Annotated in this window: 16 protein-coding genes; 6 read left to right on the top strand and 10 right to left on the bottom strand. The window is 65.2% G+C overall.

The window, feature by feature from the left end; translation table 11 throughout:
- Nucleotides 1-40: 40 nt before the first annotated feature.
- Nucleotides 41-3748, bottom strand: a complete 3708-nt coding sequence (gene metH / locus JYG34_RS16180; protein ID WP_213657403.1) for a methionine synthase — start codon at nt 3746-3748, stop codon at nt 41-43.
- 172 nt (nt 3749-3920) lie between these two features.
- On the opposite strand from metH, the gene JYG34_RS16175 reads away from it, so the two are divergent.
- The 5 genes from JYG34_RS16175 to JYG34_RS16155 all read left to right on the top strand — a co-directional run bounded on the left by JYG34_RS16175 (nt 3921) and on the right by JYG34_RS16155 (nt 9473).
- Nucleotides 3921-6221, top strand: coding sequence for a fatty acid cis/trans isomerase (locus JYG34_RS16175; RefSeq protein ID WP_213657402.1), 2301 nt, complete (start codon nt 3921-3923; stop codon nt 6219-6221).
- 210 nt (nt 6222-6431) lie between these two features.
- Entirely contained in the window at nt 6432-7466 is a 1035-nt protein-coding gene (locus JYG34_RS16170; protein WP_213657401.1) for an acyltransferase family protein, read from the top strand.
- A 57-nt stretch (nt 7467-7523) separates the two neighbouring features.
- The gene (gene nfuA / locus JYG34_RS16165; protein WP_110996563.1) at nt 7524-8108 is read left to right on the top strand and encodes a Fe-S biogenesis protein NfuA; all 585 of its coding nucleotides are present in this window, start codon (nt 7524-7526) and stop codon (nt 8106-8108) included.
- 276 nt (nt 8109-8384) lie between these two features.
- On the top strand, nt 8385-8993 hold the full coding sequence (locus JYG34_RS16160; protein WP_213657400.1) for an SCO family protein: 609 nt from the start codon (nt 8385-8387) through the stop codon (nt 8991-8993).
- Nucleotides 8994-9473, top strand: coding sequence for a copper chaperone PCu(A)C (locus tag JYG34_RS16155; protein WP_213657399.1), 480 nt, complete (start codon nt 8994-8996; stop codon nt 9471-9473).
- Between the two features lie 157 nt (nt 9474-9630).
- Here JYG34_RS16155 and JYG34_RS16150 read toward each other — a convergent pair whose 3' ends face one another.
- The 8 genes from JYG34_RS16150 to JYG34_RS16115 all read right to left on the bottom strand — a co-directional run bounded on the left by JYG34_RS16150 (nt 9631) and on the right by JYG34_RS16115 (nt 15297).
- Nucleotides 9631-9858, bottom strand: a complete 228-nt coding sequence (locus JYG34_RS16150; RefSeq protein ID WP_213657398.1) for a hypothetical protein — start codon at nt 9856-9858, stop codon at nt 9631-9633.
- Nucleotides 9859-9917: 59 nt separating this feature from the next.
- Entirely contained in the window at nt 9918-10754 is an 837-nt protein-coding gene (locus JYG34_RS16145) for an AraC family transcriptional regulator (RefSeq protein WP_213657397.1), read from the bottom strand.
- Complete coding sequence (locus tag JYG34_RS16140; RefSeq protein WP_011534512.1) at nt 10751-11065, bottom strand: AzlD domain-containing protein; 315 nt, start codon at nt 11063-11065, stop codon at nt 10751-10753. Before JYG34_RS16140 ends, JYG34_RS16145 begins: the two co-directional genes overlap by 4 nt.
- On the bottom strand, nt 11062-11760 hold the full coding sequence (locus JYG34_RS16135; RefSeq protein ID WP_213657396.1) for an AzlC family ABC transporter permease: 699 nt from the start codon (nt 11758-11760) through the stop codon (nt 11062-11064). Before JYG34_RS16135 ends, JYG34_RS16140 begins: the two co-directional genes overlap by 4 nt.
- A gap of 179 nt (nt 11761-11939) precedes the next feature.
- Complete coding sequence (locus JYG34_RS16130; RefSeq protein ID WP_249746176.1) at nt 11940-12677, bottom strand: sel1 repeat family protein; 738 nt, start codon at nt 12675-12677, stop codon at nt 11940-11942.
- A 93-nt stretch (nt 12678-12770) separates the two neighbouring features.
- Entirely contained in the window at nt 12771-13865 is a 1095-nt protein-coding gene (locus JYG34_RS16125) for a hypothetical protein (RefSeq protein WP_213657395.1), read from the bottom strand.
- A gap of 29 nt (nt 13866-13894) precedes the next feature.
- Nucleotides 13895-14518 (bottom strand): LysE family translocator, encoded by a 624-nt coding sequence (locus JYG34_RS16120; protein WP_213657394.1) that lies wholly within the window; start codon nt 14516-14518, stop codon nt 13895-13897.
- A gap of 2 nt (nt 14519-14520) precedes the next feature.
- A complete protein-coding gene (locus JYG34_RS16115; protein ID WP_213657393.1) occupies nt 14521-15297 on the bottom strand; it encodes a YqcI/YcgG family protein in 777 nt (258 codons plus the stop codon).
- Between the two features lie 171 nt (nt 15298-15468).
- Here JYG34_RS16115 and JYG34_RS16110 point away from each other — a divergent pair, with 171 nt between their 5' ends.
- Nucleotides 15469-16389 carry a LysR substrate-binding domain-containing protein gene (locus JYG34_RS16110; RefSeq protein WP_213657392.1) on the top strand — a complete coding sequence of 307 codons (921 nt, stop codon included), beginning with the start codon at nt 15469-15471 and terminating at the stop codon, nt 16387-16389.
- Here the strand turns inward: JYG34_RS16110 and JYG34_RS16105 are convergent.
- A complete protein-coding gene (locus tag JYG34_RS16105; RefSeq protein ID WP_213657391.1) occupies nt 16370-17281 on the bottom strand; it encodes a LysR family transcriptional regulator in 912 nt (303 codons plus the stop codon). The two genes, JYG34_RS16110 and JYG34_RS16105, sit on opposite strands and share 20 nt — an antisense overlap.
- Between the last annotated feature and the right edge of the window lie 106 nt (nt 17282-17387).

Below are 17387 nucleotides of genomic sequence, written 5' to 3'. Positions count from 1 at the left end.
TAAAGCCGCTCCTACAGAGCACAACCCCGATGGCCGGGGCTCAGCCCTCGTAACCGAGGTTCGGCGCCAGCCAGCGCTCGCTCACGCTTACATCCTGCCCCTTGCGCGCGCTGTAGCGCTCGATCTGGTCCTTGTCCACCTTGCCCACGGCGAAGTACTGCGCCTGCGGGTGGGCGAAGTACCAGCCGCTGACCGCCGCCGCCGGGAACATGGCGAAGTGCTCGGTGAGGAACACGCCGCTGGGGCCGGTCTCGCCGATGGCGGTGCCGTCGAGCAGGCGGAACAGGGTTTCCTTCTCGGTGTGGTCGGGGCAGGCGGGGTAGCCCGGGGCTGGGCGGATGCCGCTGTACTGCTCCTTGATCAATGCCTCGTTGTCCAGGTGCTCGTCCTTGGCATAACCCCAATGCTCCTTGCGCACCTGCTCGTGCAGCCACTCGGCGCAGGCCTCGGCCAGGCGGTCGGCGAGTGCCTTGACCATGATCGAGCTGTAGTCGTCGCCCTTGTCCTGGTAGGCCTTGGCCACCTCCTCGGCGCCGATGCCGGCGGTGGTGATGAAGCCACCGACGTAGTCGGTCACGCCACTATCCTTGGGGGCGACGAAGTCGGCCAGCGACCAGTTGGGCTTGCCGTCGGGCTTGATGGTCTGCTGGCGCAGGTGGTGCAGGGTGGCCAGCGTCTGGCCATTGTCGCCATAGACTTCGATGTCGTCATGCTCGACCTGGTTGGCCGGCCAGAAGCCGAACACTGCGCGGGCGCTGATCAGCTTTTCGTCGATCAGCTTGTCGAGCATCTCGCGGGCATCTTTGTACAGCGCCGTGGCGGCCTCGCCGACCACTTCGTCGGTGAGGATGCGCGGGAACTTGCCGGCCAGGTCCCAGGAGATGAAGAACGGGGTCCAGTCGATGTACTCGGCCAGGGTGCGCAGGTCGATGTTCTCCAGCACCTTGACGCCGGTGAAGGCGGGCACCGCGGCCTGGTAGCCGGCCCAGTCGTACTGCGGCTTGGCGGCGATGGCCTGGTCGTAGCTCAGGCGCTCGGTGCGGGCGCTGCGGTTGGCGGTGCGCTCGCGCACTTCCACGTACTCTTCGCGGGTCTTGGCGACGAAGCCGGCCTTGAGCTCCTTCGACAGCAGTTGCGTGGCCACGCCCACCGCACGCGAGGCGTCGGTGACGTAGACCACGGCGTCGTTCGAGTACTTGGGCTCGATCTTCACCGCGGTGTGGGCCTTCGAAGTAGTGGCGCCACCGATCATCAGCGGCAGGTGGAAGTCCTGGCGCTGCATCTCGCGGGCGACGTGGACCATTTCGTCCAGCGACGGGGTGATCAGCCCGGACAGGCCGATAATGTCGCACTTCTGCTCGCGGGCGGTCTGCAGGATCTTCTCGGCCGGCACCATCACGCCCAGGTCGACGATGTCATAGCCGTTACAGCCCAGCACCACGCCGACGATGTTCTTGCCGATGTCGTGCACGTCGCCCTTCACCGTGGCCATGAGGATCTTGCCCTTGGCCTCGGGCTTGTCGCCTTTTTCCGCCTCGATGAACGGGATCAGGTGGGCCACGGCCTGCTTCATCACCCGGGCCGACTTGACCACCTGGGGCAGGAACATCTTGCCGGCGCCGAACAGGTCGCCGACCACGTTCATGCCGCTCATCAGCGGGCCTTCGATGACCTCGATCGGGCGCGCCGACTGTTGGCGGCACTCTTCGGTGTCTTCGACGATGTAGGCGGTAATGCCCTTGACCAGCGCATGCTCCAGGCGCTTGGCCACCGGCAGCGAGCGCCATTCTTCGTTCTCGACTTCCTTGGTGGCGCCGCCGCCCTTGTAATCGTCGGCGATCGCCAGCAGGGCGTCGGTGCCGTGCGGGGTGCGGTTGAGCACCACGTCCTCGACCTTCTCGCGCAGGGCGGCGGGGATCTCGTCGTAGATCTCCAACTGGCCGGCGTTGACGATGCCCATGGTCAGGCCGTTCTGGATGGCGTGGTAGAGGAACACCGAGTGGATCGCCTCGCGCACCGGGTTGTTGCCACGGAACGAGAACGACACGTTCGACACGCCACCCGAGCTCAGGGCGTGGGGCAAGTGGTCACGGATGTAGGCGCAGGCCTCGATGAAGTCGACGGCATAGTTGTTGTGCTCTTCGATGCCAGTGGCCACGGCGAAGATGTTCGGGTCGAAGATGATGTCTTCCGGCGGGAAGCCCACTTCGTTGACCAGGATGTCGTAGCTGCGCTGGCAGATTTCTTTCTTGCGCGCGGCGGTGTCGGCCTGGCCGACCTCGTCGAAGGCCATCACCACCACGGCGGCGCCATAGCGCTTGCACAGGCGGGCGTGGTGCTTGAACTGCTCGACGCCTTCCTTCATCGAGATCGAGTTGACGATGCCCTTGCCCTGGATGCACTTCAGGCCCGCCTCGATCACCTCCCACTTGGAGGAGTCGATCATGATGGGGACGCGGGAGATGTCCGGCTCGCCAGCGATCAGGTTGAGGAAGCGGACCATGGCGGCCTGGGAGTCGAGCATCCCTTCGTCCATGTTGATGTCGATCACCTGGGCGCCGGCCTCGACCTGCTGCAGGGCGACTTCCAGGGCTTCGGTGTAGTTCTCTTCGCGGATCAGCCGGGCGAACTTGGCGGAACCGGTGATGTTGGTGCGCTCGCCGACGTTGACGAACAACGACTGGCGGTCGATGGTGAACGGCTCCAGGCCCGACAGGCGGCAGGCCTTGGGGATGTCCGGGATGGCCCGTGGCTTGTGCCTGGCCACGGCCTCGGCGATGGCCTGGATGTGCGGCGGGGTGGTGCCGCAGCAGCCGCCGATGATGTTGAGGAAGCCGCTGGCGGCGAACTCCTCGACCACCGCGGCCATTTCCGCGGGCGTCTCGTCGTACTCGCCGAAGGCGTTGGGCAGGCCGGCGTTGGGGTGCGCGGAGACGAAGGTGTCGGCCTTGGTGGACAGCTCTTCCAGGTACGGGCGCAGGTCTTTGGCACCGAGGGCGCAGTTCAGGCCGATGGAGATCGGCTTGGCGTGGCGCACCGAATTCAAGAACGCTTCGGTGGTCTGGCCGGACAGGGTGCGGCCGGAGGCGTCGGTGATGGTGCCGGAGATCATGATCGGCAGTTCGACGCCGTCTTCCTCGAACACCTGCTGCACGGCGAAGATCGCTGCCTTGGCGTTGAGGGTGTCGAAGATGGTCTCGATCAGCAGCAGGTCGGCGCCGCCCTCGATCAGGCCACGGGTGGCCTCGATGTAGTTGCTCACCAGCTCATCGAAGGTGACGTTGCGGTAGCCGGGGTCGTTGACGTCGGGGGAAATCGAGCAGGTGCGGCTGGTCGGGCCGAGCACGCCGGCGACGAAGCGCGGCTTGTCGGGGGTTTCCAGGGTTTTCGCGTCCGCCACCTGGCGGGCGACGCGCGCGCCTTCGACGTTCAGCTCGTACACCAGCGCTTCCATGCCATAGTCGGCTTGCGAAATCTGCGTGGCGTTGAAGGTGTTGGTTTCGAGAATGTCCGCGCCGGCGTCCAGGTAGGCTTTCTCGATCGCGGCGATCACATCGGGGCGGGTGAGCAGCAACAGATCGTTGTTGCCCTTCACGTCGCTTGGCCAATCGGCGAAGCGCGTGCCACGATAGTCGTGTTCCTCCAGGCGGTAACTCTGGATCATAGTACCCATGCCGCCGTCGAGGATCAGGATGCGCTCTTTGAGTGCGTTCTGGAGTGCTTGTAAACGAGCGCTGCGGTCGGACATAGGAACTACCTGGTCGGGCGAATATCAGAAGGTGCCGAATAATAACAAAGCTGCACGGATTTTAGGCGTGCCGCCGTTTTGCATGAATTTCCTTCATGTTGGCGCATGCCCCAGCACCCAGGACCCGGTCAGGCATATCGTGATGGCTTTCAGAAACCAGGACTTTCGGCACATGTTGCTTCGCATACTTGCCAGCGTCTTCGCCCTGCTGATCAGTGGCGTGGCGTTCGCGCAGGCCCCCCAATCGAGCCCGGCGATTTCGTACACCCGGGACATCCAACCGATCTTCACCGAGAAGTGCGTGGCCTGCCACGCCTGCAACGATGCTGCCTGCCAGCTCAACCTGGGCAGCGCCGAGGGCGCCGAGCGCGGCGCCTCGAAAGTGCCGGTGTACCAGGGCGAGCGCAGCAAGGCGGTGCCCACCACGCGGCTGTTCTACGACGCCCGTGACGAGGCCGGCTGGCGCAAGGCCGGGTTCTACTCGGTGCTGGACAAGCAGGGCAGCCAGGCCGCGCTGATGGCGCGCATGCTCGAACTGGGGCACAAGACGCCGCTCACGCCCAACGCCAAGCTGCCGGACGAAATCGTGCTGGGGCTCAACCGCAACAACATGTGCCCCATGCCCCACGAGTTCGACGCCTATGCCGGCGCCCACCCGAAGGAGGGCATGCCGCTGGCGGTCACCGGCCTGACCGACCAGGAGTACCAGACGCTGCAACGCTGGCTGGCGGCCGGCGCGCCGGTGGAGAAGACCCAGTTCGTGCCCAACGCGGCGGAAGCCCGGCAGATTTTCGAATGGGAAGAGCTGCTCAACCGCCCGGGCTCGACCGAAGCGCTGGTTGCCCGTTGGCTGTACGAGCACCTGTTCCTGGCCCACATTTATTTCGTCGGCGGTGAGCAGGGCCATTTCTTCCAGTGGGTGCGTTCGCGCACTCCGAGCGGCCGGCCGGTGGACCTGATCGCCACCCGTCGCCCCAACGACCCGCCGGGCACCGACTTCTATTACCGCTTGGTGCCGGTGCAAGGGGTGATCGTCCACAAGACCCACATCACCTACCCGATGGGCCCGCAGAAGCTCAAGCGGGTCAAGCAGCTGTTCTACAGCGGCGACTGGCATGCCAGCGCGTTGCCCGGCTACGGCCCGCGCCACCGCGCCAACCCGTTCGAGACCTTCGAGGCGATCCCGGCGGTGGCCCGCTACCAGTTCATGCTGGACAACGCCGAGTACTTCGTGCGCACCTTCATCCGTGGCCCGGTGTGCCGCGGGCAGATCGCCACCGACGTGATCCGCGACAACTTCTGGGCGCTGTTCCAGGAGCCGGCCCACGACCTGTACATCACCGACGCCAAGTACCGGGGCGAGGCCACGCCGCTGCTGGCCATGCCCGGCCAGATCGACGACGTCGGCAGCGTGCTGGGCCTGTGGCACGCTTACCGCGACAAGCGCAATGAGTACGAGGCGCTGCGCCGCGAAGCCTACGCCGAGCAGCCGGCGCCGAGCTGGTCGACACTGTGGGCGGGCAACGACAACGCCTTGCTCAGCATCTTCCGCCACTTCGACAGCGCTTCGGTCACCAAGGGCCTGATCGGCGACGTGCCGCTGACGATGTGGCTGTTCGACTACCCGCTGTTCGAGCGCACCTACTACCAGCTGGCGGTGAACTTCGACGTGTTCGGCAACGTCTCGCACCAGTTGCAGACGCGCCTGTACTTCGACCTGATCCGCAATGGCGCCGAGGTCAACTTCCTGCGCCTGATGCCGGCCGGCAAGCGCAGTGAGATCCTGGGCAACTGGTACCAGAACAGCGGCAAGGTGAAGATGTGGATGGACTACGAGGACATCGACACCAGCACCCCGAGCGCGCTGAAACTGGACAAGCACGACCCCAAGCGTGATTTCGGCTTGAAGCTGTTGCAGCGCACCGGCAGCCTGAACGCCGCGCCCGACCCGATCAACCGCTGCCAGGGCGCGTATTGCTCGCGGCCGCAGATGAGCGAGGAGTTCCGCGATGTCGAGCAGTCGCTCAGCCGCCTGGTGTCGCGCCCGGCCGCCGGGTTGAAGGTGATCGACCAGTTGCCCGAGGCGACGATGCTGCGCATCGAAGGGCAGGGCGGCCAGCGTCAGGTCTACAGCCTGTTGCGCAACCGCGCCCACAGCAACGTGGCGTTCCTGCTGGGCGAGGCGTACCGCTACCAGCCGGGGCTGGACACCCTGACCCTGGTGCCGGGCGTGCTCAGCAGCTACCCCAACTTCATCTTCAATGTGCCAGCGAAGGATGTGCCGGAGTTCGTCGAGGACCTGGAAGCGGCCCGCGACGACACGGCGAAGTTCGAGCGCATCGTCATGCGCTGGGGCGTGCGCCGCAGCCACCCGGAGTTCTGGCGCTACTTCCATGACCTGAACCGTTATATCCAGGAGACCGATCCGGTGGAGGCGGGGGTGCTGGACATGAACCGCTACGAGAACCTCTGATCGGCTGGCCTGACCTTTGCCGGCATCCTGCGGTCGGAGGGTCAAGGTAGGTCTTGGGGCTGCGGTGCAGCCCATTCGCCGGCAAGCCGGCTCCTACAGGGATCGTGCAAACCCTGGGTTGCGCACAATACCTGTGGGAGCGGGTTTACCCGCGAACGAGCGCAACGCGCTCGCCAGGGCCCGAACACACCGGCAATCGCAGGGTATTTCATGCTGTATTCGCTTCAGGCTCTCCGGGCATTCGCCGCCTGGGTGGTGGTCTGCCACCACTTCATGCAGATTTTCTTCGACTTCCACGCCACCGGCCCCCTCGGCCAACTGCTCAGCGACCGCGGGGCGGTCGGGGTGGACATCTTCTTCGTCATCAGCGGCCTGGTGATCTACCTCTCGACCCGCGACAAGGATATTGCTCCCAGGCAGTTCCTGCTCAACCGCGCCTTGCGCATCGTCCCGGCCTACTGGTTCTACACCCTGCTGATGGCGGCGCTGATGCTGGTCGCCAGCCGCTGGATGCCGCACCAGGTGTTCGCCTGGCAGCACCTGCTGCTGTCGCTGCTGTTCATTCCTGCGGAAAACCCCGGCGGCTACGGCCTGTACCCGACCCTCAACGTGGGCTGGACGCTGAATTTCGAGATGTTCTTCTACCTGTTGTTCGGCCTGGCCTTCCTGGTGCGCCAGCGCCATCACCTGTTGCTGGTGACGGCTGCACTGCTGCTGGTCAGCGAAGTGCTGGGCCGGCTGGGTGTGCTGAGCCGCTTCTACAACAACGACATCGTCTACGAGTTCCTGCTGGGCATCGGCTTGGGCGTGCTGTATCGCCGGGGGCTGATCCGCGAGGGCCTGTGGCTGCCATTGACGCTGCTGGCCACGGCCGGTTTCGCTCTCTACCACCTGGACGCCTCCCAACGCCTGCTGCACTGGGGGCTGCCCAGCGCGCTGGTGGTACTGGCGTTCATCGCCCTGGAGCCTTGGTTCAAGGGCAACCGGCTACTCAAGGCGCTGGGCGACTGCTCCTACTCGGTATACCTGATCCATGTGCTGGTGCTGTACGGCGGCTCGTTCGCCAGTCAGCGGCTGCAGTTGAACCCATACCTGGTGTTCGCCCTTTGCGTGCCGTCAATCGGACTAATGTCGTGGCTCAGCTACCAATGGCTTGAACGTGGCCTGTATGGGCGCTTGCAGGGCTGGATCGCGGTGGAACCGGCGCGGCAACCGGCCTTGGCGCTATCCCGAGTCAAATGCTAGGACTTTGTTCGAAGGCCGGGTTGGCGTACACTGCCGGCAAGTCTGTGAGGAACTTCCATGAGCGCTATAACCATTACCGACGCCGCCCATGATTACCTGGCCGATCTGCTCTCCAAGCAGAACACGCCTGGCATCGGCATCCGCATTTTCATCACCCAGCCGGGCACCCAGTACGCCGAGACCTGCATCGCCTACTGCAAGCCGGGCGAAGAGAAACCCGACGACGAGCCGGTCGGCCTGAAGAGCTTCACCGCGTATCTGGACGCCGTCAGCGTGCCGTTTCTCGAAGACGCGCTGGTCGACTACGCCACCGACCGCATGGGCGGCCAGCTGACCATCAAGGCCCCTAACGCCAAGGTACCAATGGTCAACGAGGATAGCCCGATCAACGAGCGCATCAACTACTACCTGCAGACCGAGATCAACCCCGGCCTGGCCAGCCACGGCGGCGCCGTGAGCCTGGTGGACGTGGTCGACGACGGCATCGCCGTGCTGCAGTTCGGTGGCGGTTGCCAGGGCTGCGGCCAGGCCGATGTGACGCTGAAGGAAGGCATCGAGCGCACCCTGCTCGAGCGTATTCCGGAGCTCAAGGGCGTGCGTGACGTGACTGACCACAGCCAGAAAGAGAACGCCTACTACTGAAGGTAGTGGCTGTTCGTGCTGGCCTCTTCGCCGGCAAGCCGGCTCCTGCAGGTTGAACCTTTGCAGGAGCCGGCTTGCCGGCGAGTTTCATTGATCCCTAGCAACAAACTGTTACGGATTCAATCCCTGCGACAACCGGTCGCGCCCCGGATTCAAAGGGCTGCAGCCAGATCCTCGCCAGGTCTGGTAGATGCTCGGGGGGGGGCATGCCAGAATGCGCCGGTTTTCGCTCGGCCCGCCCCAAGGGCCGGCACCTTCCCTGTAAAGGATGGTTCCATGACTGATCTGTTGACCCGGCGCGCGGTCGTCGCCGGGATGGGCGTACTGGGGCTTGGTTTGTTGGCGGGCTGCAGCCCGGCACGCGGCCTGGACTTCAAGTACGGCAAGAACATGAGCAACGAAATCCTCGGGCGCAAATTCAAGCTCAAGGATACTCAAGGCAACGAGCGCACCCTGTCGAGCTTCTACGGCTCGATGCCGATGATCTTCTTCGGTTTCACCCAGTGCCCGGCGGTCTGCCCGACCGCGCTGGCGCGCGTGGCGCAGATCCGCAAGATACTCAGGGGCCGTGACCGCGACCTGTTCCAGCCGGTGTTGATCACCCTGGACCCTGAGCGCGACACCCCCGAGGTGCTCGACGCCTACGTCAAGGCTTTCGACCCGTCGATCGTCGCCCTGACCGGCACCCCCGAGGAAATCGCCGAGGTGGCCAAGGAATTCAAGGTGTTCTACGAAAAGGTTCCGGCCGGCGACACCTACACCATCTCTCACTCGTCCACCAGCTACGTCTACGATACGCGTGGCACCCTGCGCCTGAGCCTGGGCCATTCCCTGAACGCCAAGGAATGCGCCGAAGACCTGGTCACCCTGATGGAGATCTGCTGAATGTCGATGCAACCGATCAAGCGCGGCCTGGCCGCCCTGGCCCTGATGAGCCTGGCCCTGCCGGCCCTGGCCCAGACCACCGCGAGCGATGCCTGGGTGCGCGCCAGCGTGCCGCACCAGCAGTCCACCGGTGCCTTCATGACCCTCACCGCCAGCAGCGACAGCAAGCTGGTGGGCGTGGCTTCGCCCGTGGCCAAGACCGTGCAGGTGCACGAGATGACCATGAACGGCGATGTGATGGGCATGCGTGAGGTCAAGGCGGTCGAGCTGCCGGCCGGCAAGGCGGTGAAGCTGGACCCGAATGGCCTGCACGTGATGCTGATGGGCCTGAACCAGCAGGTGAAGGAAGGTGAGCAGGTAGCGCTGACGCTGACCATCGAGGATGCCAAGGGCGCGAAGGAGACCGTGCAGGTGCAGGCGCCGGTGCGTGCGCTGACTGCCGAGAGCGGCGGGCACGACCATATGCACATGAACCACTGACCGACTGCGCTGGTACCACCAGCTTGAGCCCTGCGCCATCCCTGTAGGAGCGGCTTCAGCCGCGATCAGCCGCGAGGCGGGTGCAATACACCGCGTCGCCTGCATCGCGGCTGAAGCCGCTCCTACAGGGAAGGGGGTGTAAATCCCGGTCCGACGGTCAGCTACGGAAGCGTGGCAGCGGCCGTTCGATGTTCAGCGAGGTCAGGGTCTTGCGCACCTGGGCTTCGTCGGCCTCCAGCGCCTTGAGGCTGGCGCGGATCTTGCCGGCGGCGGGTATGTCGCCCTGGCGGTCGATCCAGTCGGCGATCTCCTTGCAGGCACTGCTCAGGCAGGCCTGGCGCTGGCTCATCAGCGACAGGAGCGTGGTGATTTCTCGTTCGGACATGACGCGATCCTCCATTCAGCCATTTGAGTGTAGCAGTGGCGTGAGGGCATGCAGGCGGGTTACGCCAGGTTCAGGCAGGCCTGCCGGTAGGCTCCCGGCGTCACGCCATAGGCTTGCTTGAACTGGCGGGTGAGGTGGCTTTGATCGGCAAAGCCCAGGGCCAGGGCGACTTCCAGCGCAGGCAGGCCACTTCTCAGAAACTCCCGCGCGCGGGCCAGGCGCCGCTGCTTGAGCCAGGCGTGGGGCGGCAGGCCGGTGGCCTGGCGGAACACCCGGGCGAAATGAAACGGGGAGAGGTTCACCGCCGCCGCCAGGGCCTCGAGCGACGGCGGCTCGGCCAGCTGGCTCTCCAACAGTTCACGGGCGCGGGCCACGGCCAGCGGTTCGTTGCCGGGGGCGGCGGGCTCGGCGCAATGGCCGTGGCGCTGCACCAGGGCGAGCACCGCATGGCGCCAGGCGGTCTGTTGCTCCAGGGCGCTGGCGTTGCTCTCGGAAAGCTGGTGCAACTGGCTGAACGCCGCGGCCAGGGCCGGGTCCTGGATCACGCTGTCCTTGAACCTGGGCAGGCCATGGCGGCCCAGCTCCAACTCGTCGAGCACACCCGTGACTCGCTCATGCTCGGGATAGAAACCGCGATAGCGCCAGCCGGCCTCGTGGGCGGTGGCGCCGGTGTGCAGCTCGTCGGGGTTGATCAGCACCATGCTGCCCACCGGTGCCAGGTGCTCGCTACCGCGGTGCCAGAAACGCTGGGCGCCGGACTCGATCACCGTGAACACATAGCCTTCATGCACGTGCGGGGCAAAACGCTGCTGGATGTAGCGGGCGTGCAGCATCTCGACGTCGCCGAGGGCGGGTGCCTGCCACAGGTGGGCCTGTTCGCGCAGGGGCGTGCTCATGCCAGCCAGCTGCGCAGGAGGAAGAAGATCAGCATGCTTGCCAGCATGCTCAGCAACACGCTGCGGGTCAACAGCACCAGGGTGATGGCCACCAGTGACCCTAGCAGGTAGGGGTTGAGCGGGCTGAGGTCGAGCTGGTGGCCGGGCAGGAAGATGATCGGGCCGCAAATTGCCGTGAGCATGCCGGGCACGGCGAAACCGAGGAACTGCCGCGCGTTGGAACTCAGACGCAGCGGCAGGCGCGGTTCGAGGAAGGCGTAGCGGTTGAGGAACACCACCGCGCCCATGGCGAAGATCAGCAGCCAGATCATGAGCGGCCTCCGGAGAATTTCTGGCAGACGAAGCCGGCAGCCATGCCCAGCAGGCCGGCGGCTACCAGGGCGGTTTCCCAGTGCCAGTAGCTGAACAGTACCGAGCAGAACAGCGACACCGCCACGCACACCACGGTCGGCAGGTTGCGCACCAGCGGCGCGATCAGCGCGACGAAGGTGGCGACAATGGAGAAGTCCAGGCCCAGTTGGTCCAGGTGCGGGATGTTCTGGCCGAGGACGATGCCGGCCAGGGTGAACAGGTTCCACGCCACATAGAACGTCAGGCCCACGCCCAGCGCGTACCAGCGGTTGAACTGCTGCTGGTCGTGGTGGCTGGTGAGGGCGAAGAATTCATCGGTGAGCAGGAAACCCAGGCCCAGCCGCCAGCGGGTCGGCAGGCCGGACATCACCGGGCGCATCGACAGCCCGTACAGCAGGTGCTGCGAGGTCAGCAGGAGGGTGGTGAGCAGGATCGAGAACAGGTTGGCGCCGCCCTTGAGCATGCCAATGGCCACCAGTTGCGCGGCGCCGGCGAAGACGATGGCCGACAGGCCCTGGCCCTCCCAGGCGCTGAGGTTGGCCTCGATGGCCATGGAACCGGCGAGCAGGCCCCAGGGGGCGACGGCCAGGGACAGTGGCAGGATGGCGATGGCGCCTTTGAGGAAGGCGTGGCGGGCAACGGGCGGGCTGGACATGGGCAAGGCAACGGCTCGACAGGGCTGGCCAGCATGCCAGAGCGGCGAGGGGCTGGCTTGAACGATCTTGCTTGTTTGTTCTGCGGGGGCGGCTTCAGCCGCGCTGCCTGGCACCCGCTTCGCGGGTGATCGCGGCTGAAGCCGCTCCTACAGAGGGCGTGGCAAATCGGCGAAGCCGATTACCGAGGTGCCGTGTTCGCCGGCAAGCCGGCGCCTACCAGGCGTTGCTGCGCCGCGGCACAGCCATTGATGTCTATGGCCTTCTGCATCAGCGCCTGGCGATGTGGCGGGTCCAGTTCGCCGAGCAGGCGGTAGACCTCGGCCTGGTAATCACGCTGGCGCCCCCACTGCATTTCCAACCCTTGCGGCCGGCTGCGGCTGCAAGCCAGGTGCGTTGCCGGCTGGGGATAGTAGGGCGCGTAGAGGGTGGCCATGCTGGGGATCGCCTCCAGCGCCTGGCGGTAGGCGGGGCTGGCGCTGTAGGCCGAGCACCAGCGGGCGATGGCCAGGGCCGGTGGCGCGAACCCCTGCTTGAGGCTGGCTTCGAGCAGCGGGCAGGCGGCATCGGCGATCTGCCCGGCAGGTAGATAGGTGGTGTAGTACAGGGCCAGGCGATACTGGGCCACCGGGTGGTCGAGGGCGACGGACTTCTTCAGCAACGCCACTGCGGTGGGCAGGGTACGGGCCAGGGCCTGGCCCTGGCGGCTGAGTTCCGGGTCGCCGGCGCTGGTACGCAGGGGGCTGGCCGTGTCGGCCTGGTTGTCGGCCTGCTCCAGCAAGGGGAGGGCCTGGCGATAGAGCAGGTCGGCATGCGGGTCGATGCTCACGTCGAGCGCCTGCGCAGCGAAGGAGGTCAGCAGCAGCGGCAACACGGCTGCGTGGGTGCTACGGCGCTTGGGGGCGGCTTCGATGGTCATGACAGGTGCGCGGGTGCCTCAGGCGGATCAGGAGCGATGACCGGCCTATTCTATCCACCTGAGTGTGCTCGACGATAGTCAGGGAATTCCTGATCAGACGAGCTTGATTGGTGTGACCTTGCGCTGGGCGTATTTTTCCTGGGCCAGGCCAAGTTTGGCGGTGATCACCTTGGCCAGGGCGTTGTTGCCCAGGTCGTTGAAGTGCAGGCGGTCGGCGAACAGGCTTTCAGCGAACACCGGCGAGCTGCTGAGCATGCTGTTCATGTCGTAGCAAGAGACTGGGTCGGCCTGGCTTTTGATGCGGCGGAAGAAGGCCATGTGCAACTGGCTGTCGAAGGCGCCATCGATGAGGCGATCGAAATTGGACGGCTGTTGTTCGAGCCGTTCGAGCATGGCCTGCTCGCCGGCCGGTAGCGCTTCCCTGCACCAGGGCAGCAGGGGTTGGAGGATGAAGGTCAGGGTGGTGTGGCCGTCGGCCAGCAGGCGGTCCCACTGGCGCAGTGTGCGGCCGATGCTGTCGGCGGCGCGGATCAGGCGCTTGTCCGGGCTGGACACCGGTTCCAGTGCGGGGCAGGGGCCCGGGCGGCGCGGCGCAAGGGCGTGGCCCAGGCGTTGCCACAATGACTCGCGGCGTGGTTCCTCGGTGGGCTGAACACCTTCGTGGAAGCGGTTGAAGTAGTCCTGTTGGCCGGTTTGCGCAGCTTGCGCGCTGGTCATTATCTCGCCCAGCGTTTCCTGGGCCAGCGTGTTCAGCCCGCTGAACACCACGACATGGCCAATCTGGCCGAAGCGGTGCTGGTGGGTGAGGAACATCAGCAGCTCCTGGGTGGCGTTGAGCCCGCAGCCGGCCAGGTTCAGCCAGATCTCGCCGGTCAGCAGCGAGAGGTAAGAGGCCACCGTGTGTTCGTCGGAGCTGGCGCCGATGCCCATCGCGGTCGAGCCGCCCACCAGCAGGTTGACCCGCGCCAGGCCACCGCGCTCGGCGACCGAGAAGCGCTTGCCGGCGAAATGGCTGTAGCGCATGCCCAGGGCGTCGGTGTTGATGGTGCCGGAGCGGTAGCCGCGTTCATGCACGTAGAGTGTGTGCGGAATGCGCCGGCTGCCCAGCTGGAGGAAGCGCTGGTAGTCGTGCTGCAGGGGATGGGTGCTGCCCATGGGGTCTGCCACTGAGGTGTCGAGGATCGTCATGGGCGCTCCTGGGTTGATGGGCAATGGGCTCAGGCCGCCAGTTCCCTGAGGTTGTAGCCCAGGCCGACGATGGCGATGAGCAGCAGCGCGACCCCCGAGGCCAGGCTGATCAGCCGGCTGCTGCGCTGCGAGGCGATCTTGCCGATGGCGAAGATGTACAGGCTGAGCACGGCGAAATCGATGGCGACCCACAGCAGCGACAGCACCACCATGCTTTTGCTGAACGACTCGGTGATCTGGATGAACTGTGGGAAGAAGGAGATGAAGAAGATGATGTCCTTGGGGTTGGAGATGCCCACCATGAACCCTTGGACCAGGCCGCCACGGCCTGTCGGCACCGTGCTGGGGGCGGTTTCGACCGGTGCCTGCAGGGCCTCGCGCAGGGTGCCCACGGCGATGTAGCCGATGAACAGGCAACCCAGCAGGCTCATGCCGTTGAGCCAGGCCTTGTCGATGGCCGCGCTGGTCATGATGATCCAGGCGGCGGCGCCGATCAGCACCAGTGACGCCCAGTTGGTGCCGACGGCGGTGAACAGGGCCTTGCGCGAGCCGGAGGCGGCGGCGGTGTTGACGATCAGTGCCACCACCGGGCCTGGGGTGGCGATCAGCAGCAGGACGGTGAGGGCGTAGGTGGCGGTCAGTGCGGTATTCACGTTCAGTTCTCGATCAGTGAGTCAGTTGTTGCTTGTGTATGGAACGGGCAACGCGCGGGGTTCAGCGAGCCGGGCTCCTGCAGTTGGTACTGTTTCCATTCGAAGTTGTCGCCGTGGCCGAAGAAGCCGAGGGTGTCCGGCATCACGCCGTCGTTGTAGTGACGGACCCGGTCGCGGATGCGTGCGCGAATGCGCTGGCCGCTTTCGGTCTGGGCGCTGGCGACTTCGTCGAAGCTCTCGCGGGCGTTGACGACGAAGGCGATATGCTTGCCCAGGTTGCGGCTCTTCATCTGTTGATGGCCGGGAAAACTCATGTTGATGAACAACGGCATGCCGGCGAAGCAGAACGACCAGTGCGCGTCGTGCGGGTCCTGTGGGACGGCTTCAGGCCAGGGTTGCGGGTCGCGGGCATGGACTTGGCGCAGCACATCCCAGGCCAGGGCCTGTTGATCGCTCAGCGTGGTGTCCGGCGCGGTCTCGAGGAACACCAGCAGCGGATGGCCGATGCGCTGTTTGATCGGTAGCGGTTCGACGGTGCGGACGTAGTCGGCCAGCCCCCGGGCGATGTCGTCGGCCAGTTGCTGCGCCCGGGCGAAGATGATGTGGCAGGTGCGCGCGGTGACCGCCTTGCGCCCGAACAGGCACGGGAAGTCGGGGTGGGCGAGGGTTTCCTTGAAATGTTCTATGGTCTTGTGCGTCCAGTGGTGTCTGTTCTGCACATGTTCATCGGCCAGCTCTAGCGCATCCAGGCGGTAGCAGTTTCCATAACCCGTAAACATGATTTCCCCAGGTATATCCAAATGCAGCGTTAAATAACTTTTCCGTATTAGTCGAGCGATTGGGCTATATGTAATTGTTATTTACCGGCATTTTCAGAGATGGCTCCGGCGTTGTAAAACGCCTGGAACTATGACCTACTATTAGCCTCACTCATGCTCTGGACGGCGCCGATGTCTGAACGGATTCAAGCCCTGCACGCCCTGCGTGCTTTCGAAGTGGCCTCGCGCTACGGTTCCTTCACCCGCGCGGCGCAGGAGTTGGCGCTCACTCAGGGCGCGGTCAGCCACCACATCAAGACCCTGGAAGCCATGTTCGGCTGCGACCTGTTCGAGCGCCGCGGCCCCAAGCTGCGCCTGACCGAGCACGGCCAGCTGCTGGCCCAGGAGCTCAAGGTCGGCTTCAAGATCATCGAGAATGCCTGCGCCCTGTTGCGCCAGGACCGCTACGGCCTGCGCCTGAAGGCACCGTCGACGTTGACCGTGCGCTGGTTGCTGCGGGCCCTGGATGGCTTCAAGAAGGTCGACAACAGCTGTTCGGTGCAGTTGTCGAGTGTGTGGATGGACATCGATGCGGTGGATTTCTATTCCGAGCCCTACGACTGCGCCATCCTGCTGGGCAACGGGCGTTTCCCGGCGGACGTGGAGAACCTGAAGCTGTTCGATGAATGGCTGATCCCGGTCTGTCATCCCGAGTACCTGGACAGCCCCGCGCCGGAGCTGGCGGCGCTCAGGCACTGCGAATTCCTGCACCCTTCACCGGACCGGCGCGACTGGCGGCGCTGGCTGGCGCGCATGGACGCGCTGGATATCAGCATCGACCAGGGCCAGGTGTTCGACACCCTCGACCAGGGTATTTCGGCGGCCCAGCAGGGCCTGGGCATCTCGGTGGTCGACCTGGTGCTGGCCAGCGCCGATCTGGCGGCTGGCAACTTGATCACCCCCTTCCCGCACGCGGTGGCCACCGGCGACGGTTATTACATGACCTGGCTCAAGTCCAGCCCGAAGGCGCGGCAGATGCAGAAATTGCGCGACTTCCTGCTGGCCCAGGTGCCGCCGTTGCCGCACCGGGACATCAGCTACCTGTACGGCTGACCTGGGTCGCGGGGAGCACCCGCTCGAGCATGAAGTCGATGAACACCCGCAGCTTCGGTGGCATCTGCCGGCCCGACGGCCACAGCAGGTAGAAGCTGCCGCGCCGCTCCATGAAGCTGTCGAGCACGCTCACCAGGCTGCCGCTGGCCAGTTCCTTGCGCACGTTGAAGTCCGGCAGGCAGGTGATGCCGCGGTGATTCAGGGCGAAACAGACCCGCGTTTCGACATGGTTGCAGACCATCGAAATGGGGATCTCGTAGTCCTGCTCGGGATGTTCCCGGCGCAGCGGCCAGGTTTCCAGTTTGCCAGTGCTGGGGAAGCGGTAGTGCAGGCAGCTGTGCCGACCCAGCTCGCGCGGGTGCTGCGGTGTGCCGCGCTCGCGCAGGTACTCCGGCGAAGCCACCAGGCAATGCTGGAAGTGCCCGAGGAACTTGGCGTTCAGGCGCGAATCCAGGGGTTGGCCACCGCGCATCACCACATCGAAGCCTTCACCGACGATGTCCACCATGCGGTCGCTGAAATCCAGGTCCAGCTCGATATCCGGATAGCGCGCCATGAACTCGGCCAGTGCCGGCATCACCAGCCCGGTCACCTGCGGCAGGCTGACCCGCAGCCGCCCGCGTGGCGTGCCGCTGGCTTGCGAGAGCGCCTGCTCGGTGGCCTCTATCTCTGCGAGGATGCGCCGGCTGCGCTCGAGGAACAGCGTGCCCTCGGCGGTCAGGGTGATGCTGCGGGTGCTGCGGTGGAACAGGCGCACGCCCAGTCGGGCCTCCAGGCGCGCCACACGCTTGCCCACCGCCGAGGCGCTGATGCCCAGCGACTGCCCGGCCGCGACGAAACTGCGGGTTTCGGCGACCCGGTTGAAAACCACGAAGCCGCTGAGGCTGTCCATGTTGCACTCCTATTGCGGACATCGATGTCCTGGGTGAGCGGAATTCTACCCGGCTTTTTCCGTAATACCGCAACACCGCAAGATGCTTGCCTCGATTGAACCCAGG

This window comes from Pseudomonas entomophila (assembly GCF_018417595.1).
In the GTDB taxonomy this organism is placed as follows: Bacteria; Pseudomonadota; Gammaproteobacteria; order Pseudomonadales; family Pseudomonadaceae; genus Aquipseudomonas; species Aquipseudomonas entomophila_C.
This window is presented reverse-complemented; position numbering and strand designations above follow the sequence as displayed.